The organism is Acinetobacter sp. CE-15, from assembly GCF_051059255.1.
Classification (GTDB): Bacteria; Pseudomonadota; Gammaproteobacteria; order Pseudomonadales; family Moraxellaceae; genus Acinetobacter; species Acinetobacter guillouiae.
Genome location: NZ_CP192737.1, coordinates 2,781,944 through 2,808,185, shown reverse-complemented (window position 1 = coordinate 2,808,185; position 26,242 = coordinate 2,781,944). Strand labels below are relative to the sequence as shown.

The following is a 26,242-nucleotide window of genomic DNA, read 5'->3' as shown; positions in this document are numbered from 1 at the left end:
AGAAGATGGCATCATTGAGCAGCTGAAATATAGATAAATTGAAATATTGAACTGTATTGCCTATATTGGCAGATGATATCTGATCAAACAGGAAAATAAATCATGCGCATGTTGCATACCATGTTACGAGTAGGCAATTTAGAACAATCTTTAGCGTTCTATACTGAAGTTCTCGGTATGACATTACTTCGTAAACGTGATTATGAAGAAGGGCGGTTTACTTTAGCATTTGTGGGTTATGGTGATGAAGAACATCATACCGTGTTAGAACTTACTCATAACTGGGATACTGCAAGTTATGAATTAGGTAATGCTTATGGACATATTGCGATTGGTGTCGATGATGCCTATAAAGCCTGTGACGAGATCAAAGCACGTGGTGGTAATGTGGTACGTGAAGCGGGTCCTATGAAGGGTGGTGTCACAGTCATTGCTTTTGTTGAAGATCCAGATGGTTATAAAATTGAATTGATCCAACAAGATCAAGATGCACGAAATAATTGATGATTTAAAAGTGATGGGGCTATTGTTTATTTGGCAAAGACATATCAATAAAGATCTTTCATAAATCAAAAAATGATCATGTGGAGTGAATTATATTGGTATTGAAAGTTCCTTCTCCCTATGGAACAAGGTTAGGATGAGGGTGCTTTTATGTTGATTTTTGGTTTTAAAAAGGACTGATGAAAGAAGTCTATTAGACCTTAAATTAACTTGATATGTGTTGTAAATAAATAGTGAACATTTAGCCAAATGAGTAGCTTTATTTATTTCGCTCAGTAAGATTGAATTTTACCCGATAGTAAAATTTAACTACTGGGCTTTTTCATGTTTAAAATACAGGACGTTGCTTATGAAAATGTTGAAATTATTAGCATTGGATCGCTTTACGATACTTTTAATCGCGATGGTGGTTTTAGCTTCTATTTTACCGATTTCAGGTCAGGCAGCGCTTATCTTTGGAAAAATCACCACAATTGCGATTGCAATTTTATTTTTCCTACATGGCGCAAAATTATCACGTGAAGCCGTGATTGAGGGGATTTTGCATTGGAAATTGCATGGATTGGTTTTTGCTTTTACCTTCTTGGTTTTTCCTTTATTGGGACTAATGGCAAAACCTGTGCTTGAACCTTTGCTGGGTCAACAGTTGTATTGGGGTTTTCTGTTTATGTGCTTTTTGCCTTCGACAGTACAATCGTCAATTGCATTTACCTCTGTTGCAAAAGGGAATGTGGCAGCAGCTGTATGCAGTGCCTCATTTTCAAACCTGATTGGTATGTTTATTACTCCGATTTTGGTGAGCATATTTATTTTCGGTCAATCTAAGCATAATTACGATCCAACTTCTTCTATTATCGAAATCACCTTGTTGTTGTTGGTTCCATTTGTTCTAGGGCAAGTATTACGCCCCTATGTATTTCCATTGATGCAGAAAATGCCAAAGATCGTCAAAGTTTTTGATCAAGGCTCGATTTTGATGGTGGTCTATGGTGCATTTAGTGGGGCAGTGGTGGCAGGTTTATGGCATCAGGTCAGCTTATCTACATTGATTTACCTCACCTTGGCATGTTCGATTCTACTCACGGTGATTATGCTATTGGCGTTGTATGTTCCCAAATGGCTTGGATTTAGCAAGGCAGATCAGATTTCAATCTTCTTCTGTGGATCGAAGAAAACCCTTGCCAGTGGTGTGCCTATGGCGCAGATTTTATTTATTGGACAGCCTTTAGGTATGATTGTGTTACCGATTATGATTTTCCATCAAATCCAGTTAATGGTTTGTGGGGTGATTGCAAACTACTGGTCTAAGCAAAAACATTCTGACGAATAAATTAGTATCGATTGGCTCGCAATTTATAAATATTTCGAGTATAATCTTGCCCACTTGTTGTGCTTAGCTCTGACGCTTATAGTCTCGGTGGGCCAAAAGAAATGGTCTGTTGTGGTGTTAACCTGCTGGTTTTTAATTTAAATCTGCTTTCCTCAAAGTTTTATTAAATTTTGAGAGTGGTTAATTGCGATGACAGCTAAACCTTTCTTAACTTAGGAGAATCGACCATGCGTGCCGATATTCACCCAAAATACGAAAAATTAGTTGCTACTTGTTCATGTGGTAACGTTATCGAAACTCGTTCAGCTTTAGGTAAAGAAACACTTTATCTAGACGTATGTTCAGCTTGTCACCCATTCTATACTGGTAAACAGAAGAATGTTGATACTGGCGGCCGTATCGATAAATTCAAACAACGTTTTGCTGGTATGTCACGTTCTGTTAAGCGTTAATACGACAAAACATAAAAAACGGGCTTTAGCCCGTTTTTTTGTTGCTAAATTTTATCTCATGTTGATCTATTTCAGGATCAGACTAAGTGATAGATTTAAAAAAAGGTTGAGCATTTTAAATGCTCAACCTTTTTAGTATTAGACTTTATTGATCTTGAACATCAGTCAAGTGATCCAGTTTCTTTTGGAAATATTCACCTTGCAAGAATCTGACATCTACATTCCACGCATTTGCAAAAGAGTTCATATCATTTAGATTTTTCAGTAGCAATTCAATTGGCTTGATTGCATGATATTTTTCAAGAGTATGCTGGAATTGCGTCATAGTCGCATCACTATTAAGCTGCTTTGTAAACTTCTCATCTAGCGTTACTAAGCTCACATCCATTTGTTTTAAGATGGCTTCACTTGAAATGCTCGAACCAAAACGTCGAATTGAGATTTCGGCACCATGATCACGTAAAACACCAATTTGCTTTTGAGTTTCTAAGATATTTTTTGCAATATCTTCCTCATCAAATTGTAAAATCAGTGGATGAGATTGGCGGCTTCCAACAATGGTCAATAGTTTAGAAATAAGCTCAGGGAACTGTTTGTCATGGAACAGCACATGACGATTTAAATTGACGATTAATTTTGCTTCTGGATATTGAGTGATAAAGTTATGTAATTGCTTACATGCTTCGACTAAAATCCAGCGATCTAATTTAATTGAAAGCTCAATATCATCATCTAAATCAATTAAATTACTTACTTTTTTCCACTGATTTTCAAAAATAAAGCCGCTACTGACTTCATAGGTATTTAAATTGCTATCTTGTTTGTCATAAAGCTGTTGGTATTTTAGCTGAATCTCACCTTTTTCAAGCGATTGGGCAATTTGACCAAGAATCGCGGAGGTTTTAAAGATATGTGGTGCTGGCGTTTCTTGAATTTGAACTGGTTTCTCTACAGCTGTATTTTCAACTTGAGGTTTCGGGGCAAATTCAATGGAGTTACTTTGTATTTGCAGCGGTTCTGCTTGATCTAATTTGGGTTCAAGCAATGACAATTCAATTTTAGTGTCTTGTAAAGTCGCCGTTAATTGTTGCTCGGATACAGAGTCTTTTTTTGCCAGACGATGATTATAAGCTTGTTCTAAAACGTCGTTAAAACTTGCTTCTGTAAAGCTGTTTTGCTGTATGTTTGAATAGCCAATCTTAATATTCAGTGGGTAGGTATGACCATCAATTTCCAATAACTGAGGTTTTTCTAAAGCATGCAGCCCATGAATACGAGATTCTAAAATGGTGTCAGACTCGGCTTGTAAAATCACTGCATACAACAACATATCAATTTGATATACCGTGGTATTGGTTTGTTCTTGAATAAAGTTTTTAAAGCCTTCTAAGTATTGAACGGCTGTTTTCCAAGGAGAAGTTAAAATATTCTCAGGACAAGCGGCAAAGCTAAACAGTACCAATGCATTCGATTTGGCAGGTTGATTAATTAAAGCGTACTGAATTTTTTGCAAACTAGTTGCGACAGCACTGATGCTTTTCTTATTTGATTCGGATGATTGTGTTTGTGGTTTTTGACTTGCCGAATTGATCTCGATGGTGATTTGAATACAGTCTTCTTCATCTGAAGGCAGAAATTCAATTTTTAATGGATTTTCAGATTTAGCATTGCTATTTAGTGTATCAATTTCAAAACGTGCTAAATCAAAATTACCTTGAGAAATCTTTTTAAAACGTTGTTTAAAATCATTGATATTCTTCGGTTTTAAAATATCTAATACAGGCAATCCGATAATTTCTGCTTCATCTTTTAGACCAAACAATTTTAAATATTCAGCATTGGCTTGGGTATGGATACCTTCCTGAATTAAGGCAATCGCTTTATGTTGTTCTTCAACCAAGGCTTGAGCTTGATTTTTTGCACTTTCAAGATCGTTTAAAAGGTGCTTTTTCGCTTGCAAGGTACGGCTATATGACAACGCACGGATTAGGCTAATATAAAAACGATCGGTATATTCTAAATTAACAACATCATAGATGCCTTTTTGAATATAGGATTGATATTGGTTGGTTTGATAATCTTCAGGTTTTAAGAACAAAACAGGCAGATCAATATCAGCAGAGGCTTGAATTAAGGTAATGGCTTGCTCAATTTTGATGTCATAAGCACGACCAAAAATAATCAAGTCCCATGAGGTATTGAGTTGTTTTTCAAAACTTTTTAAATCATCTAATAAAAGCGCTTGTACTTGATGATTCTTACTTTGAAAAAGATCAATAATTTGATTATAACGAATCTGGTTATCATCAATAATGAGTAATCTAGTTTCAGAGAGTTTTAATTTTTTCGATAATAATAAATTTCTCACTTTAAAGCTTCCCATACATCTTGATTATTCAAATTGGCAGATTGGTGTTGAATGAACTGATCAATGCGGTCATTTTCTTCATCATTGATCAATTCAAATTCGTACTGAATAAAGCTCTGGGTAATTAACAATGTTTTTGTTAAATACACCTTAATTTCTTCAGTGTCTAAACGTAGATAAATTGCTTGCTGTTCTTTGAAGAACGGTAAATTTGGCAAAATAATAGAAACATTGGATTCATTTAAATTTTGTACTTGAACCATAAGACAAGGGTGGTAGTTAATCGTCGAACGATCAGCTGGAACTTTTACCGCACATGGGTAGATGTCTTGAGCTAAAACCTCTAAACCCACTTCATAGGTTTTTTTAACAGATTGTTTGATCCAACGAATGATCGCACCTTTCCATTTGTCATTGAGGCTTTCATTGACCAAGATAAACTCACCCGTGCGTAAATTTCGTGGGGTTTCATCTGACCAGCGAATACGATAACCATTTACACTGATATCCAGTACTTGGGTTTGATAGATCTGTTTTGCTTCACGGTCTAAAGTTTTGATTTGTCCTAAGTTCGATGCTGTGCTTGAACCTGTTGAAATCGATGAATGAATATTGGACTCAGACTGAAATGCATAATTATTATTTAAATTAAGTGTTTCATAGAAATTCTTAGCTTTGGATAAATAGAAGTGTGCGGTTTGTAAGCTAAAACAAATTTGAAGTTGTGCAGAGTATTCATAACGCTCATGTTGACGTTCAGTTGTGGTACCCAAGACATTTTGCACATGAAATTTTAACGCAGCAGATAAATAGATTTGCTCATTTTTAGACAGATATTCGTCTTTATGAATTGTTGAATTAATATGTTCAAGCAGATTCTGTGTAGAAATATACAAAGAAGTACGGAAATTCGCATGTTGTTTGCGATTATAAATTGGTGGAACGTCTTTAGAGCCATCAATCACATAACGCGATAAGCTGGTTTCTCTTGGTAAAATTTGGATCAGTTTGACCCAATCAAAAGTACATTGATAAAGCGCTTGTGTTTCTGAAGGGCGAATCTGGTGCGTATTAAAAATATCCAAAAGCAGCACTTGTGCATAAGCTTGCTGGATATTTTGAATGGTAAAATGTGTACCTTGTAATTGGTTGATATTGATATTAAATTCTTGGTTTTTAACCGCAAGCTCATAAAGATGATGTGTGGTGAGCCATTGATGGGTCAATGGACCACTGTAGAGCATTTGCTGTTGAACCAACAATAAACCAAGTTGTTCTAAAGCATAAAAGGTTGCAAGTGTACGCGCTGTTTGTAAATTTCGTTTTTGTTTAAAATTAAAAAATGAGAATTTATTTGAAACCAGTGTCTGATGACTTCTTCGCACAATATTGATATAGACGTTGGCAAAATAGGTACGAATTCTAGAGGATAAATCAATAATATGTTCAATACGCGCATTTTGAGAAAGACCTTGATTTAAGATGTTTTTTTCAAGGCTTGATAAAATGCTTTCGGTAATTGGGTGTAAAACTTGAATTAAATCAAAGCGTAGCATTTCGCTACAATCCAGTTCGCTGATTTCACAAATGGCTTTTAAGACCGACTCTGAGGTATCGCCAAGTTGCATAATAGACAGTGTGGCCACCCATGCATTGACAGATGCCACCGAATTTTCTGCAAAACTTAGACTTTCTCGTTGTAGAACCGTGATATTTTGAAAAATTTCTGAAATTTCTTTATTTATCATGAGCATTTCAACTCTTAAAAGGTTGTGACTCCAAACAGCGGTGTTTTATTATTTTCTCCCGCGACTTCTCGAACCAATTTAGGAACTAGATAACCCGGTAAACTGGCCAATACATCCTTATAAATCTGATCAATTTTTTCCGCCCCTAAATCGAAATGATGCGCACCTTTTACTTTATCTAAAACATGAAGATAATACGGTAAAATTTGTGCTTCAAAAAGTCGTTGACTTAAATTAACAAGAGTTTGTGCAGAATCATTCACACCTTTAAGTAAAACGGCTTGATTCAACACAAGAATATTTTGTTTTGCTAAATGAGATAACTTTGCACAGGTCAAATTATCTAATTCTGCAGGATGGTTCGAGTGTACCACTAGAATTACACGTAGCCTACTGTTTTTCAATAAAGAAACCAGCTCTTCATCGATTCTTTCTGGAATTACAATTGGAACGCGTGAATGAATTCTCAAGATCTTAATCTGACTGAGAGATTCTAGACGTTCTATCCAAGTGGCTAATTTTCGGTTAGATAAAGTTAATGGATCGCCACCACTTAAAATCACTTCATTGATTTCAGGATGAGCCTCTAAATAGCCTTTAATGTTCAACCAGTCTTCATTTTTAGGTAAATTTTCTTGGTATGGAAAATGACGACGGAAGCAATAACGGCAGTGCACGGCACATGCACCGGTGAGGGTCAGTAAAAAACGTGATTTATACTTATGTAAAACCCCAGCAATTTGATTGGCTTGTTCTTCATCAAGTGGATCTGTGACAAAGCCTTCGTGTTCTTCCATTTCCAGATGATGTGGTAAAACTTGCAGTAAAAGCGGATCTAAGGGATTGCCAACTTCCATCTTTCTGACAAATGCACGGGGCACACGTAGTTTAAATTGTCCAGACGCAAGGATTGCACCAGACAATAACTGTGCTTTAGAAAGTTCGAGTATTTCTAACAGTTCTAATGGATCAGTAATTAAATCACTGAGTTGAGATTGCCAATTTTGCTCTTGATATAAGTAATTTAACATGCCACGTGCGATAAATAGTTGAAGATAGGGGAAAGCGGATGGTATTGCTTGTTCAGATTGAATCTGTCAGGCTCAATTTGAAATGTTTCATTGGAAAAATGCTTTCAGTAGAGCTGATTTGTATTGAACAGCTGTGAATCACCAATGAATCGAAGATTTTACCCTCAATCTGACCGAACATGGGTAATTTTTCATTGCTTCACGATGTATTGCTCATTTAGAATACGAAAAATGTAAAATACATTCTTTGCTGTTTGGAATGATCACTGTCACAAATCGGGTGATTTGCTGATAGCATCGCAGTAGAGATTTAAATTAGTAAGTTCGGAGTGTGCCTTTCATGGCCTATTATTCTACAAATGATTTCAAAGCTGGCCTAAAGGTTATGCTTGATGGTAACCCATGTTCAATCATGGAAAACGAATATGTAAAACCAGGTAAAGGTCAAGCGTTTAACCGTGTAAAACTACGTAACCTAAGATCTGGCAAAGTATTAGAAAAAACTTTTAAATCAGGTGAATCTTTAGAAGCAGCTGATATTGTAGAAGTAGAAATGGATTATCTCTACAACGATGGCGAATTGTGGAACTTCATGGATCCAGTATCTTTCGAACAAATTGCTGCTGATAAAGTTGCAATGGGCGATGCTGCAAAATGGTTAAAAGATGATTCAAACGAAAAATGCACAATTATGTTATTTAATGGTATTCCATTAAACGTTAGTGCACCAAACTTCGTTGTATTGAAAATCGTTGAAACTGATCCAGGTGTACGTGGTGATACTTCAGGTGGTGGTGGTAAACCAGCTAAACTTGAAACAGGTGCAGTTGTACGTGTTCCATTATTTGTACAGCAAGAAGAAAGCGTTCGTGTAGACACCCGTACTGGTGATTACTTAGAGCGTGCTTAATCATTTTATTGAAAAATGATGACGCTGAGGGATGATGAAAATCATCCCTTTTTTATTGCGCATAGATTGAATTGGTATACGACTTTTTAAAAGTACAAGCCTTTATAAAAATAGAGGGTATCGGCTAAATTTTCGACTAAAGTCGTAGATCGACAGCCTATAATTAATAGTAGAGTCAGAGAGTCAGATGATTACATTGATGATAAAAATAACAAAGTCGCGATTTAAGTCACTGTGATGTCATGCTAATAGTACATATTCAGACCAGTTTTAATGCCAAAGTCTTAGATGAAAACAAAAAAATGAGGAGTAGAGTCACCAAGGAATGAGTCACGGAAATGCATTACGCTTTATAAAAACAATGGAACTGCTTTTTGTAATCAAGATGTGAGGTTTTAATGGAAAATATTCAAACAAAATCATCACCCTTATCAAAATTGATCTGGGTGATTGTCGCCATAATTGGTGCAGTATCTTTTGGAATACTTGCAGTCAGCAAGGGTGAGCATGTCAATGCGGTTTGGCTAGTGCTTGCAGCGATATGTGTCTATAGCATCGCTTATCGTTTTTATAGTTTATTTATTGCGACCAAAGTTTTTGAACTGAATCCTCGGCGATTAACACCAGCACATCGTTTAGCAGATGGCTTGGATTATGTCCCGACCAATAAATATGTACTTTTTGGTCACCATTTTGCTGCTATTGCAGGAGCGGGGCCATTGGTTGGGCCTATTCTTGCCGCCCAAATGGGTTATCTACCAGGAACAATTTGGCTTTTGGTCGGGGTTGTTCTTGCTGGTGCAGTTCAGGATTTCTTGGTTTTATTTATCTCTACACGTCGAGATGGGCGCTCACTTGGTGAAATGGCAAAGCAAGAGCTGGGTTCATTTGCTGGTGTGGTGGTGATGCTTGGTGCGCTAGGTGTGATGATTATCATCCTTGCTGTATTGGCATTGGTGGTGGTGAAAGCGCTGGCACATAGTCCATGGGGTGTGTTTAGTATCGCAGCGACGATACCGATTGCCTTATTTATGGGCATCTATATGCGTTATATCCGTCCAGGTAAGATTGCAGAAGTTTCTATCATTGGTTTTGTGTTAATGATGGCTGCAATTGTTTATGGTGGAAATGTTGCTGCTGATCCTTATTGGGGACCATTTTTCACCTTAACTGGAACACAACTTACTTGGGCACTCATCATTTATGGATTCGTGGCTTCAGTTCTACCTGTTTGGTTGTTATTAGCACCGCGTGATTATTTATCAACATTCTTAAAAATTGGTGTAATTGCAGGTTTAGCAGTGGGTATTATTGTTGCAATGCCAATGTTAAAAATGCCAGCTGTTACGCATTTTGTTGATGGTACTGGTCCTGTATTTGCTGGATCTATGTTCCCATTCTTATTTATTACCATTGCTTGTGGTGCGATTTCTGGTTTCCATGCCTTAGTCTCGTCTGGAACTACACCTAAACTGATTGATAACGAAGTCAATATTCGTGTCATTGGTTATGGTGGTATGTTGATGGAATCATTTGTTGCAATCATGGCAATGATTTGTGCAACAGTGCTTGAACCTGGTGTTTATTTTGCGATTAATGCGCCAGCGGCAGTATTGGGTACTACGGTAGAAAGCGCAGCAGAAGCAGTACGTACACTTGGTTTTGTGGTTACACCTGAAACTTTGAGCTTGTTGGCAAAAGAAGTGGGTGAAAGTACGATTCTTTCGCGTACTGGTGGTGCGCCAACATTTGCAATTGGTATGGCTCACATCATCACGGATATTTTTAATAATCGTTCAATGATGGCGTTCTGGTATCATTTTGCGATCTTATTTGAAGCGCTGTTTATCTTAACTGCTGTCGATGCAGGAACACGCGCATGTCGTTTTATGGTACAGGATACGGTGGGTATCGTTGTTCCAGCACTTAAAAACTCACACAACTTTGTGGGGAATATGATCGGTACAGCGGTTGCTGTTGCTGGATGGGGTTTCTTTGTTTATCAAGGTGTAGTCGACCCACTTGGTGGTATTAACAGCTTATGGCCTTTGTTTGGTATCGGTAACCAAATGCTTGCGGCAATGGCTTTGATCTTAGGGACAGTGATTTTATTTAAAATGAAGAAAGAGAAATATGTATGGGTCACCATTATCCCAACAATTTTCTTATTCATTACCTGTATGACTGCGGGTTGGCAAAAAATCTTCCATACCAATCCTAAGATTGGATTCTTGGCTCAGGCGGATAAATTCTCAACCGCAATTGCCAATGGTGAAATTTTAAAACCAGCTAAAACACTTGAAGAAATGCAAACCATTGTATTGTCCAATCAAATCAATGCTGCACTGTGTGCATTCTTTATGATTGTTGCGATTGTGATGCTGTTTGCTGCTATTGGCGCAATTCGTCGTGCATTGGCAAGTCCTACCCCAACAGTAAATGAAGCTCCAGCGGTATATGCAGATCCTGAAGAAGTGTCTGTTTCTAAATCACACTAAGTTGATATTGCAGATAGAGTGAGAGGTGAGTGATGAAGCTTAAATTTGCTCAAGGTGGTAAAACGGTGATTTATAAAATCATCAAGATGACCATCATGTCGCAAAAGGAGCTAATTTTTAATCCTAAAAATTGGTCTAGAATTGCAACATTATGGACACGCTTACAACAAAGTTTCCGTTTGATGGTAGGTGTTCCAGATTATCAAAATTATCTGGAACATATGAAAAAGCATCATCCCGATATGGATGCAATGGATGAAAAGACTTTTCATCGCTATTGTGTAGATGCCCGCTATCCAACGGCTGGTGGAACAATGAAGAAGTGTCCATGTTGATGGAAGGTATAAGTTGATTTAAAGCTTAAATAGAAACGGCACTTGGGTGCCGTTTTTTATTGAAGATGAGCGAAGTGATTTATCGGTTTAACGTAATAACAGCGCACTTCATGATTAGACTTGTCGTATAACTGACAGTTGGCAAAGTCTAACTCCGCTAGAATCGTACAATAGATATAAATGAAAGGAGACTGCTATGAAAATCTGTATTTATGGTGCGGGTAGTATTGGATGTTATATTGGCGGTCGATTAGCAGCGGTAGGTGCTGATGTGAGCTTTATTACACGTCCTCGTGTATATGAAGAATTGAGGACGTCTGGTTTAAAACTGACAGATTACACTGGTAAAACGATAAAAATCGCGGCAAATGATTTACAGCTTAGTGTTGATCCTAAAATAGTCAAAGATGCTGACATTATTTTTGTATGTGTAAAATCTGCTGCGACTGAGCGAGTGGCCAAGGAACTTTATGACAATTTAGGCGCACACAGACCCTATATTGTGAGTTTTCAAAACGGGTTGAGTAATGTTCCAATTTTAAAGCGGATTTTAAAACATCATTCGATTTTAGAAGGCATGGTGCCTTTTAATGTTGCAGTTCAAGCAGTTGGGCATTTTCATCAAGGGACATCTGGTGCGTTGCATGTAAAAGCATATACTCAGCAACAGGATTTAGCCAAGCTTTTTAAACAAGCAGAATTAGAAATTGTTTTTGATCAGGATATGCTTGCGGTGCAATGGGCAAAAATTTTGCTGAATTTAAATAATTCAATCAATGCTTTGTCAAAGTTACCATTAAAACAACAATTGTCTAATTATCAATATCGACAATGCCTTGCTATGGCGCAACAAGAAACGTTATATCTCTTAGATTTAGCACAAATTAAGCCAGCAAAACTCACAGCAATTTCGGCACATCTATTGCCTAAAATAATCAGTTTGCCCAATTTCATTTTTAAAATATTAAGCCGTAAAATGTTGGCAATCGATCCCTTGGCGCGTTCATCTATGCAAGATGATTTAATGGCAGGGCGAACAACAGAAGTGGATTGGATCAATGGCGAAGTTGTTCAGCTCGCCCAACAATTAGGTAAACAAGCGCCTATCAATAAAACCTTAATCGAATTGATTAAACAGGCTGAAATTTCAGGAAGTGAATTTTCAATTGGTGCGCACGATTTAAAAACAAAGTTAGAACATGCCGCAAAATTAAAAGTTTAAAATTTTGGTTGATGGGGGAAGCTATAAATTTTGAAGTGTATTCAGCAAGTGAAAATAAGGATTTATTGCAGTCAAGATTGAGTATTCCTTAAAACCGTGTATGTTAAGGAAGTTACAATAATTTTATTGGGGAAATAAAAGGTGATTTGGGGAACAACACAAGTAAAAGCATCAGAACAACATAGCACTGTATCAAATTTAGACCTCACTCAGTTTTACCCAAAAATTGATGATTTTTTAAGTCAAATCAACCAAATTATTTTAGATAAAAGTCATCAGACTAAACTGGCACTCTGTAGTCTATTGGCTGGTGGACATTTACTTTTTGAAGACTTACCCGGACTTGGAAAAACCACCTTAGCCAGCAGCTTGTCTCGTCTTGCAGGTCTCGATTTTCAACGGATTCAGTTTACCAATGATATGCTGGCAAGTGATGTGATTGGGATCAATATGTTTAATCAAAAAGAGCATCAATTTGAGTTTAAACATGGTCCAATCTTTACCCAAATTCTGCTTGCAGATGAAATTAACCGCTGTAGCCCTAAAACCCAAAGTGCTTTGCTTGAAGCAATGGAGGAGGGCAATGTCACTATAGATGGGACACGTTACCCTTTACCACAACCATTTTGGGTGATTGCAACGCAGAACCCACTTTTTCAAAGTGGAACCTATAGTTTGCCTGAGTCACAACTTGACCGTTTCTTGATGCGACTGTCTTTAGGCTACCCATCACGCGCAGCAGAAAAACTATTATTGCAGCAAACCTCGCGCCATGATTTGATTGAAAAGTTGCAAGCGATTTTCCAACATCAAGAAATTTTGCAATTACAATGTGTGGTAAATCAAATTACATTAAGTGATATTGTTTTTGAATATATGCTTGATCTAGCAGAAGAAACACGTAAAGGTCGTCATGGCTTATCTCCACGTGGGTTATTGGCATTAAAAAAATCAGCACAAGCCTATGCCTTGATTGAAAAAAGACAATTTGTAATTGCAGATGATGTACAGGCAGTGTTTGTTGCTGTGGTGTCGCATCGTATAGGATTAGGTGAGTCTGAGACACGAGCACTTATGCAAAAAGTTCCTGTAAAGGGCTAATTGGAAACGCTTATGTTAGGTCAACGATTTGTTAAATGGCTGCATCTTCGGTTTCGCTATACAGGAACCCGTACACTGAAACAAAACCAAGTGTTGGTGTTTATGTACCAGCAAGGTTTTCTGTATCTGGTCCTTATTCTGATTACTTTTATCGCTGGGATTAATTATGCCAACAATTTAATTCTTGGTTTTTGTTTTTTAATCAGTGCGATTTTATGTATTAGTCTCTATCTCAGTTTTAAACAATTACATGCGATTACATTAGATGTGGTTGTCGATGAGGTGGGTAAGGTCAATGAAGCTTTTAAAGTGAGAATTAACCTACAACAAGACCGTGCTACGCCTAAGTTTTTAAACTTTAAAATTGATGAACAATTACAATCTTTTCTATTTGAAGAAAAACAACAAAGTTTTGAATTGAATTTTATCCCACAACAACGAGGTGAATTTTCAGTTCCCCCAATTCAAATTTACTCCACTTATCCGCTTGGTTTAGTGCGGGCATGGACTTATATCTATTTAACTGACAGTTACTGGATTGCCCCTGAAGCGAAGTCTTTAACCCATCAATCACAGAATTATTCCAATACGGGTGAACCTGATTTAGATGAATTTAAAGAGTTAAGGACTTTTAAATCAGGTGATTCATTGCAAAGCATTTCTTGGAAACAGGCCGCGCGTGGACAAGGATTATTTGTAAAGCAATTCGATGATTTGGTTGATACCCATGCGATGCAAATTGAATATAGCAAAATGCCAAGCGCAGACCATGAAGAGAAGCTAAGTTTTATGATGGAGTTGGTCGATCGATGTCATCAGACGGAAACGCCGTACAGCATCATTTTACCGCATGCACAAACTGAAAACGGGATTGGTGAACAGCACAATATTCATATCAAAACCTTATTGGCGCAAGCATGAGGATGAACAATGAATAAATCGATACAAATTTCAATTTTAGTTGTGCTGAGTTTGATTTGGCTGGCACAGCTGGCTTATATGCCTGTGGCATTGTCTATTTTATTCCTCATGAATATCGTGGCTTTGGCACTGTATTATGACAAAACCAATAAACATCAAGTCTATAATCTGCCTCGATTATTTACACAAACCCCAAAATTAGTTTTTGCACTTTTAGCCTTACTTATCATTTACTTTGATTCCCGCACTTTTTTAGGCGTAGAAGCAGGCACAGCCGTTCTCTCCACATTTTTATTTGCTAAAGCACTGGAAACCAAATCAAAGCGTGACTTTATTATTCTGTTTAACTTTGCTTTGTTCGTCAGTGCCAGTTTATTTTTACACAGCCAAGCCTTTTGGATGGCACTGTTAGTTTTATGTTGTTTAATCAGTTGTTTGGTTGGACTGTATCGTGTACAAATTGCCAATTTTGAAATAGAGCAACCAATTTTTCAGTCACTTAAAAGTGATTCATTGCATATCCTTAAATTTATTGCTTTGGCGCTTCCATTCTTTGTTTTACTGTTTATGTTTTTCCCGCGTTTGCCACCACTTTGGCAAATCCCCATTCCCAATAATAAAGCGGTAACGGGATTAAGTGATCGCATGTCACCGGGTGATATTGCTGAGCTTTCACAGTCAAGTGCATTGGCATTTCGAGTTATTGGCAATATGCAGCAATTGCCAAATCGTAATGAGCTGTATTGGCGAGCGATGGTGCTTGATCGTTATGATGGTACAACGTGGACAAGTGAGTTTGCCAATAAACAGGTAAAAGCTTATTCCAAGATCGCAGGGCAGATTGATGGATTTCATTATCAATATCTTGCCAGTGATCCAAGTCAGCAATGGATTACTGGTTTGGAAAAGTCGATTCCAATAGAACAACGTTTTGAGTTACACCAAGACTGGTCGATTACACCTAAACGACTGGTACAGCGTACCCAGCCAATTGAATTGCAGTGGGTGGGGAGTCAGGTTAGAGATATTCAGGATGCACATTTTGAACAGATGATGCTGAAAAATAATCTCAGTTATCCGAAAAAGAGTGATCTACAGGCCCAGAAGTTTGCTTTAAATCTGTTTCAGCAGAGCCAGTCCAATTCTGAAGTTTATATTCAGAATGTATTGAACTGGTACAAGAAAGAAAATTTTGTTTATACACTTGCCCCAGGAAGGTTGGGGAATCACCGCGTTGATGAGTTCTTGTTTCAATCTCGGCAGGGGTTTTGTGAACATTATGCCTCAAGCTTTGTCTTGCTGATGCGTTATGTTGGAATTCCAGCGCGTGTGGTCACAGGCTACCAAGGTGGTGAGCTGTCTCCTGATGGTCAAAGTTGGGAAGTACGCCAGTTAGATGCACATGCATGGGCTGAGGTATATCAACACGGGCAATGGCAACGTATTGATCCAACAGCCATCATTGCGCCGATGCGTATTGATCGTGGTATGCAAAATGTGATGAATGACGATCGTTCGATTTTTGGTGATGCGGGCTATTCAAATTTACGTTTTCAGCATTCATCGCTGCTTAGAACGCTGCGTGTTTGGAGTGACTATGCTAGTTTTCAATGGCAGAGTAAGGTTGTTGGTTACGATGCAGAGAAGCAAAGCGGCTGGATGAAGAAGCTTGGCTTAACATCGGCTTATAGTTATGGTTTGGTTTTAATTTTTGGAATTCTTGGATTACTGTTGCTCTATTGGGGTGTGACGCAATTTTGGCGCACTCGTCAAATGTCAGCGCTTGAGCGAATCATTGCTCAATTTAATCATCAATTATCTGAGGTTGATCAAAAAGCTGAATCAGAAACCTTTCAACAATGGATGCAGCGTTTAGCCTTGAGGACTGAACAAAAACATCTGTTTGAGCAAGTGAATCAGATTTTTCAAAAAATTGTCTATTTAGGTAATGAAAATCAACACGATATTCAAAATATCAAGAAATTGCTTAAAGAGTGTGCGAATGCATTAAAAGTAAAGAAATAAGGCTTGTCATCTTATTAAAAAATGAATAATATTCTCAGCACTTCAGGTGTATAGCTCAGTTGGTTAGAGCGCTACGTTGACATCGTAGAGGTCTCCAGTTCGAGTCTGGATATACCTACCAAGATTTTTAAAGGGTTTACAAGTATTTTCAAAGACTTGTAAGCCTTTTTTTATGGTTAGAATTTTTTTGTTTTGACTAGATTTATCAAAAAATCATAGAAATAATTACTAGACTTCACCAAGAATGCACCAAGATGAGGATGAATGAAGTTACCAAAACCGATTAAACGTGGTGATGCTTACCGCATACAAATTCAAATAGATGGAAAAAGAATCTCTTGTACACGTGATACCATTAAAGAATGTGAACAATGGGCAGCAAGAACAATATTAGAGTCTAAAATTGCCCAAAATGATGAAGAAAAAGGCGTAAAGCCCAAAATAACGTTTAGAGAATTGTTAGATCAGTACTATAACAACGTTGGTCAATTTAAAGAGTCAAGAAGTTCACGTGACTGGATGAAAGGGCAATTAAGTAAATTTGATGAAAAATTTGGTTTTCTCTCCCGAACATCTATTTATGAAATTAATCCCAAACAATTAACCAACTGGAGAAATAAGCGATCGCTTGAGGTTGGTGCAAATACAGTATTGAAAGAGATCTCTTTTTATAGTGCAGTATTTACTTATGCCCAAAAAGAGCTTTTTCTATTAGAAGAAAATCCTTGGTTGTTGATTTCAAAACCTAAGAAGCCAAAAGCACGTGCTCGACGTATTCATCCTTCAGAAATTGATTTAATACTTAAAGCAATGAATTATGAAATGGGAGACGTACCAGTCCTACCACAACATTTTGTAGCTTGGGGATTTTTATTTGCTATAGAAACAGCTGTTAGACGAGGAGAGCTTCTTTCACTTCATAAGAAAGATGTTCATAAAGATCATATTCATCTACCTAAAACAAAGAATGGGGAACCTAGAAATGTCCCTTTATCTGAAGAAGCCAAAGCACTTTTAACGCTGATAAAACACACAGGCAATAAAGTCATTCCTCAGTCTGAAAATGCTTTTCGTTTAATGTAGGAGAAGCGCAAAGCATTGATAGGATTAAATGATCTACATTTTCATGATACACGTCATGAAGCGATCAGCCGACTCGTAAGAGTTAAAAAGTTACCAGTGGAAGTTCTGGCCAAAATTACCGGACATAAAAAGATAGATGTCTTAGTGAATACTTACTATAACCCGAATGCTCAAGATCTGATTGATGCTTTCAATCATGTAGCTTAAAGAAAAATAAACCCGCTCATGAGCGGGTATTTTATTTCCTAACGAGTTCTAAGACGTCCTCGCTTTGTCGTTTTTAGTAAAACATCCGCAAGATCAGGATCGTAAAGATGTTTACTGGAATAATATTAATCCGACCTAGAAATTCACTTGAGAGTTGAATTTTTTGTTCAAGGCTTTGAACAGGAGTAGATAGTGCAACAGTAAAGAGTACTGCTGCACTATCTACTCCATTAATACGAGCAACTTCACCCATATAATGATTGAATTTTTTTCGTGTATCGTTACGCATGGTTTTAGAATTCCGTATTAATAGCTAACAGCAGTGGTTGAGCCCTGATTTCCAGTACTTTCAGGGCGCTTATGATGGTTTGGGTGAGGTTGCTTATTGAAGGCTTCTGATAACGTGTTATGGTTTTGTTCAAGCCCGTTGTACTTGAGCTTTAGTTCATCAAACTCTTTTTGAAGGTTGGCGAAAGCAGTATTTTGTTTTCCAAAAGTTTCGGCAATTTGATCTAAGACTTTTTTTACTTCTGTGAAATTTACTTTTGCATCTGTACCTTGTTTTTCGATTTCCGGTGCAAACAAATCACTGAATTTTTGTAGCATGCCTGCAAAGATATTTTTACTGTCATCTTCAAACTCAAGTTGAGTTTCAAGGGCAACAGAAAATAGATTGGTTTTGGCATTGTTGCCAAAGGTCATTGCCATTGAGTTGAATTGAAGTTTTTCAGTGCCTAAGGAAGCAGGCGTATCCGTGACAGCCATTCCCTCAAGATATGCTTTACCGGTATTGGCAAAATTTGGATTGACTTCAATCGAAGTAAATACTTTTTGGCTTTTTTTATTTAACTCAATCAATTGTGGTGTTGCTTCGATTTGAGCAAATAATGCAAGTTTCTTTTCACCGTTGATTTCAACTTCTTCTGTTTTGACAGCAACGACATCGCCATAAGCGCCAAAAACAGAATCAGGCATTAGACTGCGCAAATGTTCTACCCAGATACGTGCGCCATATGTATAGACGTTATAGGTTTGGGCAATGTCTTCAAGCCAAGAACGTTCGATCTTGCGACCGTCAATCGTATTGCCTTAAGTTGCAACCCGAAAAAATTTAGATTTCTGTGACATGGTTTTTAACTGCTCAGTATTAATCATTGAATAAGCTTCATGATCAAAAGCACTGAACAATTAGTAAATAAGCACTGTTTGTAAGAGGGGGATGCAACAAAATGTAGTTCAAGCATTTATTATAGAAAATAAAAAATTACAACTCTTATGAATCAAGAATTGTGAATTGCTATGAGTGATTTTTAATAAGATTAATTAATTGATTATTATGTATAATACTTTTTTAAACTTTATTTAAAAGCATAAATAAATGACAAAATTAACTCAAGATCCTTTTTCAGTTCTTATTACAGAAAATAGTGATAAATTATTTACATTGAATAAGAATTGGAACAATATGCAATATTCAGCAACAGATGGTCTAGGATCTATGGAATCCTTGCATGAAGCAGGTGATTCTCTTGTTGCCGTAGTTAACATGGATGAAGAAACACCACATTTTATTGGTAGTGGAGTTATGATTGCTCCAGGGCTTTTATTGACCGCAACACATGTTCTAGAAGAGTTTCATCTAAAAAAGCAAACTCCTATGTTTATGACGTTCTTATCTACAGGAGCAAGGGCTTGGCTTCCAATTGCGAATAAATCAGTAGTAAGCAAAAAGCAAGAAGATGTTCATCAAGAATTAATATCTGATTTATCTATTGTTACATGTACATTAAATTCAGAGCCACAAATTAACCAACCACTAATGCTTGCTCCTATGAAAATATCTCAACCATTAATTGGTGATCGTGTTTGGGCTTTTGGTTTTAGGCATCAAGGTAATGAAGATAGTACTATGCTTGTAACGCCAATGGTGTCATCAGGCATTGTAACTCAAGCATATCCACAAGGACGTGGTAGCAGAATGCCTGCCCCATGTTTTGAAGTAGACATGGATACTATGGGCGGGATGAGTGGCGGACCTGTTGTTGATTCAGAAGGTAATGTTATAGGTATTATCTCCTCTTCATTTGAAGGTGGTCCATCATATGTTACGCTAATTTGGGAAGCTTTAACCTTAAGTTTTGATACGCAATATGAAAAATTAAAAAAATACAATCCTATGAATCTTCTGCGTGCAAAAAAATTTGATCTTGTGAAATTGGACGGGAATGTTGAGAAGAAACCATGGGGTGATGTGATTTTCAGATTTACTGATGATGAATATAAAACTTTGAGAGAAAGCTCTCATAATTTTGAATTTACAATTAGTAATCAATTACACGGCCAAGAATTAGGTGATTTTGTAGAGGAATGGTTACCAGAAATTGAATCTGAAATTGAACAATCTATAGCTGATATCTTATTTGATGACTCATTGGATGTAATACATACGTATTTAAATGCAATACCTAATATTAATCCAGTTGATGAAATTTATGATTCAACTGTTAACATTTTTGAAGGAATTGAAGATATAGAAATAATTTCAATTCTTCAACAAGAAGATGATAAGTATAAAATTGATATTTATTTTGATTTGCGCATAGTTATCTGGAATTTGGATCTTAAGTTTAAAGACACTTCAGAGATAACTAATTTTGAAATGATTCATAGATGTTATTTTAAGGGAGTTATCTTTTTTGATAAAAATGATGAAATTTTCACTGATTTTAGTATCAATTGGCGCGCAGTAAAAAGATATGCATAAATGATTAAAAATAAATGAATTTTAGAGTTGGATTAATAAATTTTTTGAATAAGTTGCATGGTTTAATTTGTTGAAAAAAACTAAAATGATCTTTATCGATTGTTTGTAATTCAAGCTATTAAGTTAAGGGTAGTAGTTGCATTATGATTTCAAAAATTTAAATGCTTGTGAGGATTTGAATTAGGACACTTAGAATAGAGCATTTCACTTTTATTTTAAACTGTTTTGGTCTAAGCTTAATTTATCAATTTTTTGTATAGTTGGCAAAGCAAGTATTTAGTATTTCAAAGAACCTCTTAATTTAATTTATAATTTATTCTACTGGGCCATGCTTATGCCTGTGTAAATTGTTTTTTTTAAATAAAATATGTAATGTTTTTAAACAAAAAAAATTCAATCTTTATATAGTTAAGAATATTTTTTTAATACTCTGTGTTAATCATTGAATAAGCTTCATGATCAAAAGCACTGAACAATTAGTAAATAAGCACAGTTTGTAAGAGGGGATGCAACAAAATGTAGTTCAAGCATTGTCATATTGGCATTGCTTTAATGAGCACATGAATACATTTGACAATGAACGTTTTGAACTCACATTTGATAACCGAGTAAAGGCTAAGTTTCTTTACTGGATGGTTTGGCGTATCAGTAGTATTGCGGAATGTTTGCAAGAAAATGAAAAAACAGTTCATTCGTGGAAATCACGTGATGAGTGGGATAAAGAAGCGCCTGAAGGCATGGCAGCACAAGCACTTGAAGCTCGTCTGTGTACTTTGTATTTATTGGATAAAAAAACTCCTGGTGATCTCAAGGAAATTGATCTTCTAGAGCGACAAAAAGATAAATATACCCGTAGAGAAAAATATCTTACTGAAAACGGAAACGAATCGGATATTAATCCAAATATTAAGAATAGAAATGCCAAACCGAAAAAGATGCCAAAGCGAAATTTAATTACACCGGCAATGATTGAAAAGGTTCAAAAAGATTTCTCAGAAGGTTTATTTGATTATCAAAAAGTATGGTATCGGGCTAAAAATCAAAGATCTCGAAATATTCTTAAAAGCCGTTAAATCGGTGCAACTTACTATTTTGCACGTGAAGCCTTCGTTGATTCGATCACAGGAGGGAGTAATCAGATATTTCTCTCGGCATCGAAAGCCCAAGCTCATGTATTTAAATCTTATATCAAAGCCTTTGCTGCTGAATCTATTGATTTGGATTTACAGGGAGATCCTATTACGTTGAATTTTGAAGAAGGTCCATCTTCAGATTTAATATTTCTAGGAACAAATGCTAAAACAGCACAAGGCTTCCACGGTAACTTTTACTTTGATGAATATTTTTGGGTACATGGCTTCCAGACACTGCAAAAAGTTGCGTCTGGTATGGCAATGCACAAGCGTTGGAGCAAAACCTATTTTTCAACCCCTTCATCAAAAAGTCATGAAGCTTATAGCTTTTGGACAGGAGAAATATTCAATAAGGGTCGTACACGTGATAAACGGCTGAATATTGATGTTAGTCATGAAGCTTTAAAAGATGGTCGTCTTTGTGAAGATAAAATCTGGCGTCAGATCGTTACAATCTTGGATGCTGAACGAGGCGGTTGTGATCTGTTTGATATAGATGAATTACGCTTTGAGTATTCGGCAGAAAGCTTTGCCAATTTATTAATGTGTATGTTCATGGATGATGGGCATTCGGTATTTCCATTATCTGTTATGCAAGCATGCATGATTGATTCATGGGTACTTTGGGAAAGAGATTTTAAACCACTTGCCTTACGACCATTTGGCTATCAGGAGGTTTGGGTCGGCTATGATCCTGCTGAAACCGGTGATAGTGCAGGGCTAGTCATCATAGCGCCACCCTCAATCAATTGCCCAAAATTTCGGCTGCTCGAGCGTCATCAATTCAAAGGTATGGACTTCAAGGCACAAGCTGCTTATATCAAAAAAGTTTGTGAAAACTATCGTGTGACTTATATCGGTATGGATACAACCGGTATGGGTACAGGTGTTGCTCAATTGGTTAAACAATTTTTCCCAGCACTGACAACATTTAGTTATTCCGTCGAAGTTAAAACCATGTTGGTTCTTAAGACAATGGATGTACTAAATCAAAACCGGTTTGAGTTTGATGCAGGCTGGACGGATGTAGCGCAAAGCTTCATGGCGATTAAAAAGACCATGACTGGATCAGGTCGACAATTCACTTTTGAAGCTTCACGTTCTGAAGAAGTAGGGCATGCTGACCTTGCATGGTCGTGTATGCATGTTTTTGCCAATGAACCACTTGAAGGGCGTAACTTCCACAATACTGCTGCAATGGAAATTTTTTAATGAATGACATCCAATCCCAAGAAACTTTTAGTCCTCAATCAAGTATTCAGGCATTTACCTTTGGTGATCCTGAACCAGTGTTGAATACGCATGATCTGATGAGTATGTTTCAGGTGTATTGGAATGGCACGTATTATGAACCCCCAGTGAGTTTGGAAGGGTTGGCAAAGTCTTTTAGAAGTACACCTTATTTATCGATCGCAATTATCTATAAGCGTAATCAATTGGTGTCAGCTTTTAAACCTAACAAATTGATGTCTACAAAAGCATTTGAACAATTGGTGATGGATTTCCTTGTATTTGGTACGGGGTATATCGAAGTCATTAAAAGCCGTACCAATCAAATCGTGGAAATAACTACACCTTTAGCAAAATATATGCGTCGTAAACAAGATCCAAAAGAATTTCTGATGGTAACTGAAAACTGGAAATATCATCATTTTGAGCGTGACACGGTTTTTCAGATTCGTGAATGTGATATCAATCAAGAAATCTATGGCACACCTGAATACTTGGCGGCTATACAGTCAGCTTTATTAAATGAATCTGCCACATTGTTTCGTCGTAAGTATTACAACAATGGTTCTCATGCTGGATTTATTTTATATCTGACCGATCCGCAACAGAGTGAGGATGATGTCAATAATTTGCGCCAAGCTTTGAAAGACAGTAAGGGACCAGGGAATTTTAGAAATCTATTTTTATATTCTCCAAGCGGAAAGCCAGATGGTATCAAGCTTATACCTGTATCCGAAGTTGCTGCAAAGGACGAGTTTGCGCATATCAAGTCGATCACACGGGTGATCCTAGACAGTATTGTGGACAACCGATCCCTGTAAAGTCTTAAAATATTTCTGTTCAAAGGCTTCTGGGCTTAACCAGCCGTTTGCTGAATGTCTTCTGACCCGATTGTAATAAATCTCAATATAGTCAAACAAGACAGTATTCGCCTCTTTTCGAGTTGCAAACAGACTGCCATGCACCACATGACCTTTCAATGTATGAAAGAAGCTCTCGGTCACTGCATTATCCCAGCAGTTCCCCCTGCGTGACATGCTTTGAATACAATTATTCGTTAATAATAGTGCTCTAAAATCACGACTGCAGTACTGACTGCCTTGGTCTGAATGGACCATGATATTCGTTGGATAGCCTTGACGTGCAAGCGCATAATTAAATGTGTCACACACCAATTGAAGGTCTATTCGATGGCTGGTTTGCCAACCAACAATTCGACGACTAAATAAATCTAGCATCACACATAAGTACGACCAACCTTCTTTGGTACGGATATAAGTAATGTCTGTTGTCCAAACTTTATTTGGCTGCATGACTGTAAACTGGCGATCAAGCAAATTTGGTGCTGTGGGCAAGCGATGATTTGAATCTGTTGTATGCTTATATTTACGTGCAATCTTGCTACGTAAACCTAGTTTTTTCAACATTCTTCCAACTGTACGCTCACTCATGCAGTAACCTAAATCATGCATGTCATGCGTCAATGAAGGTGCTCCTAAGCGAGCATGGTGCTGCCAATAAACAGCTTTTAAATCAGTATATTTCTGATTGACATACATCTGTCGCTTTCGCCAAGCATAGTATCCCGAAGTGCTAACACCTAGACATTTACAGGCAGAAGAAACCGTAATCTCAGTCACAGCTAGACCTTGAATTACCGTGTACTTTTCTTGGCATGATCTGTCAGGAAGTACACATGCGCCTTTTTTAAAATATCATTGACCTCCCTGAGTTGTTTGACTTCTTTTTCTAAATCGAGAATACGCTGTTGCTCTGGTGAAAGTTGACGTTTGGTTGAACCTGTTGGGTTAGCTTCACGAATCCATTTATCTAATGTTGAATAGCCGACACCTAATTTCTGGGCGATTGTAGCTACAGACTCATGTGAATTCGAAAGTGCATAATCTATTGCTTGTTGTTTAAATTCTGGACTAAAGCGTTTAGCCATTTTTACATCTCCAAAGTTAACTTTACGTTAGCTTTAGAGGGAATACATGTCCATTATTTTGTCTAGGATCAGGGATGACATACTGGCAGCAATGCGAACACCGCCTCAATTACTTGGGGTTATTCCCAACAATACTGGTGGTTTTGGTTCAATCAAAGAAGCGGCAGAAGTTCATTGGAATGCGGAGATTATTCCTTTACAACATCGTATAGCTGACTCTATCAATGAATGGATAGGTTTGAGCCTTATTAGTTTCAAGTCATATGCAGAAGTTTATAAATAACCTTAATTTGTTAGAGGGGATGATACAAAACTGATCGCTTAAATGACTTTATGAAAAAGTGAATAATGAAATCAAACAGCAAAAAACTCAAGATGTGGCGTCTCGGGTTTTTTTATTTCCCATAAATTGTCAAAGAATTAATGAGAACATATGAGTAAGTTTACCAAAGGTAAGTTTAAATTTCATCCTAAAGAGGGCATGAAAATGGAAGGAAATCTATCTCCATATTTAAGATTCTGTATTGGGACGGCAATACTTTTAGTTGCTGCTAGTCCATTTATTTGCGCACTTGCTTATTTTTTAAGAAGTTAAATTCAAAATGGATAAATTATCACAAAGTAAAAATTTACGAATATGGACATATATAATAGGGTTTATGGCCATACTTATGATTTTGAGTTGGCAATGCGCATCAATACTCAATGCTATTGCCAATATTTTAACGGTTATAAGCTATTAAATTCTATCCATATTAAGTAATTTTACGGCATTTGCTCGTTGGAAAAAAAAGCGTACCACAAAAGCAACTAAAAAAACCCAAGAGCAAAATAGAATAAAAGTAAATGGATACAAAAGAATATAATTTATTGTCTGTAAATTATTATCTTGTTTATGTATTAAATACGGAATACAAAGTGCAGGCGGGAAAGTTAATGAGAAATAGAATAAAAATGCCCAGTTAATAATGAAATCAGCCTGTTTTTCAGTTATTTTTGTGGAGTTTTTTCCACTTAAAAATAATGCATTTTTTTCTAAAACGAAAACTAATTTTTTACTGCATCTTTTATATCTTACAATGGCTTTCTTAACGTCTTTATATCCATTTAAGTATTCAAGTTTGTTGAGGTCAGGTTCATTGATGTTTAAAAACTTTTGCAAATATAAAACATTTAATCTGTATTCTAAATTTTTTAAAGTTGTGGCGTGAATAGAGCTATTGCTTATAATTTCATTAATAACTAAGATTTCTTTAGATATTTTCCAAGACTTGAAATTTATAAAAATAAAAAAATGTTGAAAAATTTCTGATTTAAAAAAATAGTTGTATAAGAACACAATAACTATAATTATACCAAATACATGACCAAGTTGCTCACCTAGCAATTGCTGAATAATTGGTAGGTTCTTATCTAAATTTTCCATATCTAT

General features: G+C 36.6%; 20 protein-coding genes, 1 tRNA gene and 3 pseudogenes. 17 read left to right on the top strand and 7 right to left on the bottom strand.

Annotated elements, in window-relative coordinates; all coding sequences use genetic code 11:
- Positions 1 to 102 precede the first annotated feature (102 nt).
- From gloA to rpmE, 3 genes are all read left to right on the top strand, one after another.
- A complete protein-coding gene (gene gloA / locus ACQ7EO_RS13060) occupies positions 103 to 504 on the top strand; it encodes a lactoylglutathione lyase (protein ID WP_004820725.1) in 402 nt (133 codons plus the stop codon).
- Between the two features lie 349 nt (positions 505 to 853).
- The gene (locus ACQ7EO_RS13055; RefSeq protein ID WP_004820726.1) at positions 854 to 1,834 is read left to right on the top strand and encodes a bile acid:sodium symporter family protein; all 981 of its coding nucleotides are present in this window, start codon (positions 854 to 856) and stop codon (positions 1,832 to 1,834) included.
- A 227-nt stretch (positions 1,835 to 2,061) separates the two neighbouring features.
- Positions 2,062 to 2,286 (top strand): 50S ribosomal protein L31, encoded by a 225-nt coding sequence (gene rpmE / locus ACQ7EO_RS13050; protein WP_004721254.1) that lies wholly within the window; start codon positions 2,062 to 2,064, stop codon positions 2,284 to 2,286.
- A 145-nt stretch (positions 2,287 to 2,431) separates the two neighbouring features.
- On the opposite strand, the gene ACQ7EO_RS13045 is transcribed toward rpmE, so the two are convergent.
- From ACQ7EO_RS13045 to epmB, 3 genes are read right to left on the bottom strand one after another with little or no spacing between them, the layout of a single operon-like run.
- On the bottom strand, positions 2,432 to 4,669 hold the full coding sequence (locus tag ACQ7EO_RS13045) for an EAL domain-containing protein (protein WP_434277551.1): 2,238 nt from the start codon (positions 4,667 to 4,669) through the stop codon (positions 2,432 to 2,434).
- Positions 4,651 to 6,402: a hypothetical protein gene (locus tag ACQ7EO_RS13040; RefSeq protein ID WP_034612070.1), complete on the bottom strand. Its 1,752-nt coding sequence runs from the start codon at positions 6,400 to 6,402 to the stop codon at positions 4,651 to 4,653. Before ACQ7EO_RS13040 ends, ACQ7EO_RS13045 begins: the two co-directional genes overlap by 19 nt.
- Before the next feature lie 14 nt (positions 6,403 to 6,416).
- Positions 6,417 to 7,433: an EF-P beta-lysylation protein EpmB gene (epmB, locus tag ACQ7EO_RS13035; RefSeq protein WP_004721248.1), complete on the bottom strand. Its 1,017-nt coding sequence runs from the start codon at positions 7,431 to 7,433 to the stop codon at positions 6,417 to 6,419.
- 340 nt (positions 7,434 to 7,773) lie between these two features.
- Between epmB and efp the strand changes: the two genes are divergently transcribed.
- The 9 genes and pseudogenes from efp (at position 7,774) to ACQ7EO_RS12990 (ending at position 17,735) form a co-directional block, all read left to right on the top strand.
- On the top strand, positions 7,774 to 8,343 hold the full coding sequence (gene efp, locus ACQ7EO_RS13030) for an elongation factor P (RefSeq protein WP_004721246.1): 570 nt from the start codon (positions 7,774 to 7,776) through the stop codon (positions 8,341 to 8,343).
- A 398-nt stretch (positions 8,344 to 8,741) separates the two neighbouring features.
- Positions 8,742 to 10,841, top strand: coding sequence for a carbon starvation CstA family protein (locus ACQ7EO_RS13025; RefSeq protein ID WP_004820734.1), 2,100 nt, complete (start codon positions 8,742 to 8,744; stop codon positions 10,839 to 10,841).
- A gap of 32 nt (positions 10,842 to 10,873) precedes the next feature.
- Positions 10,874 to 11,176 (top strand): YbdD/YjiX family protein, encoded by a 303-nt coding sequence (locus ACQ7EO_RS13020; protein WP_004721243.1) that lies wholly within the window; start codon positions 10,874 to 10,876, stop codon positions 11,174 to 11,176.
- A gap of 196 nt (positions 11,177 to 11,372) precedes the next feature.
- Positions 11,373 to 12,398 carry a 2-dehydropantoate 2-reductase gene (locus tag ACQ7EO_RS13015; protein ID WP_434277550.1) on the top strand — a complete coding sequence of 342 codons (1,026 nt, stop codon included), beginning with the start codon at positions 11,373 to 11,375 and terminating at the stop codon, positions 12,396 to 12,398.
- 141 nt (positions 12,399 to 12,539) lie between these two features.
- The gene (locus ACQ7EO_RS13010) at positions 12,540 to 13,499 is read left to right on the top strand and encodes an AAA family ATPase (protein ID WP_434277549.1); all 960 of its coding nucleotides are present in this window, start codon (positions 12,540 to 12,542) and stop codon (positions 13,497 to 13,499) included.
- Positions 13,500 to 13,511: 12 nt separating this feature from the next.
- Entirely contained in the window at positions 13,512 to 14,420 is a 909-nt protein-coding gene (locus ACQ7EO_RS13005) for a DUF58 domain-containing protein (RefSeq protein ID WP_434277548.1), read from the top strand.
- 9 nt (positions 14,421 to 14,429) lie between these two features.
- Positions 14,430 to 16,445 carry a transglutaminaseTgpA domain-containing protein gene (locus ACQ7EO_RS13000; protein ID WP_434277547.1) on the top strand — a complete coding sequence of 672 codons (2,016 nt, stop codon included), beginning with the start codon at positions 14,430 to 14,432 and terminating at the stop codon, positions 16,443 to 16,445.
- A 44-nt stretch (positions 16,446 to 16,489) separates the two neighbouring features.
- Positions 16,490 to 16,566, top strand: a tRNA-Val gene (locus tag ACQ7EO_RS12995).
- A 143-nt stretch (positions 16,567 to 16,709) separates the two neighbouring features.
- Positions 16,710 to 17,735 (top strand): annotated as a pseudogene (locus ACQ7EO_RS12990) (tyrosine-type recombinase/integrase).
- A 73-nt stretch (positions 17,736 to 17,808) separates the two neighbouring features.
- Here the strand turns inward: ACQ7EO_RS12990 and ACQ7EO_RS12985 are convergent.
- Both ACQ7EO_RS12985 and ACQ7EO_RS12980 read right to left on the bottom strand, forming a co-directional pair.
- Positions 17,809 to 18,024: a P2 family phage major capsid protein gene (locus ACQ7EO_RS12985; protein ID WP_434277545.1), complete on the bottom strand. Its 216-nt coding sequence runs from the start codon at positions 18,022 to 18,024 to the stop codon at positions 17,809 to 17,811.
- 17 nt (positions 18,025 to 18,041) lie between these two features.
- On the bottom strand, positions 18,042 to 18,815 hold the full coding sequence (locus ACQ7EO_RS12980) for a GPO family capsid scaffolding protein (RefSeq protein ID WP_434279617.1): 774 nt from the start codon (positions 18,813 to 18,815) through the stop codon (positions 18,042 to 18,044).
- A 298-nt stretch (positions 18,816 to 19,113) separates the two neighbouring features.
- Here ACQ7EO_RS12980 and ACQ7EO_RS12975 point away from each other — a divergent pair, with 298 nt between their 5' ends.
- The 3 genes and pseudogenes from ACQ7EO_RS12975 to ACQ7EO_RS12965 all read left to right on the top strand — a co-directional run bounded on the left by ACQ7EO_RS12975 (position 19,114) and on the right by ACQ7EO_RS12965 (position 23,683).
- Positions 19,114 to 20,499, top strand: coding sequence for a S1 family peptidase (locus tag ACQ7EO_RS12975; RefSeq protein WP_434277544.1), 1,386 nt, complete (start codon positions 19,114 to 19,116; stop codon positions 20,497 to 20,499).
- A gap of 560 nt (positions 20,500 to 21,059) precedes the next feature.
- Positions 21,060 to 22,844 (top strand): annotated as a pseudogene (locus ACQ7EO_RS12970) (terminase large subunit domain-containing protein).
- A complete protein-coding gene (locus tag ACQ7EO_RS12965; protein ID WP_434277543.1) occupies positions 22,844 to 23,683 on the top strand; it encodes a phage portal protein in 840 nt (279 codons plus the stop codon). Before ACQ7EO_RS12970 ends, ACQ7EO_RS12965 begins: the two are co-directional and overlap by 1 nt.
- On the opposite strand, the gene ACQ7EO_RS12960 is transcribed toward ACQ7EO_RS12965, so the two are convergent.
- Positions 23,651 to 24,810 (bottom strand): IS3 family transposase gene (locus ACQ7EO_RS12960; RefSeq protein WP_434277542.1). Its coding sequence is split into 2 segments (ribosomal slippage): positions 23,651 to 24,564 and positions 24,564 to 24,810, totalling 1,161 coding nucleotides; the frame shifts between segments, so codons are not numbered across the junction. The genes ACQ7EO_RS12965 and ACQ7EO_RS12960 overlap by 33 nt on opposite strands.
- A 55-nt stretch (positions 24,811 to 24,865) precedes the next feature.
- On the opposite strand from ACQ7EO_RS12960, the pseudogene ACQ7EO_RS12955 reads away from it, so the two are divergent.
- Positions 24,866 to 25,093 (top strand): annotated as a pseudogene (locus ACQ7EO_RS12955) (phage portal protein); the annotation flags it as partial.
- 150 nt (positions 25,094 to 25,243) lie between these two features.
- The gene (locus ACQ7EO_RS12950) at positions 25,244 to 25,405 is read left to right on the top strand and encodes a hypothetical protein (protein WP_171495536.1); all 162 of its coding nucleotides are present in this window, start codon (positions 25,244 to 25,246) and stop codon (positions 25,403 to 25,405) included.
- A gap of 144 nt (positions 25,406 to 25,549) precedes the next feature.
- On the opposite strand, the gene ACQ7EO_RS12945 is transcribed toward ACQ7EO_RS12950, so the two are convergent.
- Positions 25,550 to 26,236, bottom strand: coding sequence for a hypothetical protein (locus ACQ7EO_RS12945; RefSeq protein WP_434277541.1), 687 nt, complete (start codon positions 26,234 to 26,236; stop codon positions 25,550 to 25,552).
- Positions 26,237 to 26,242: the final 6 nt, after the last annotated feature.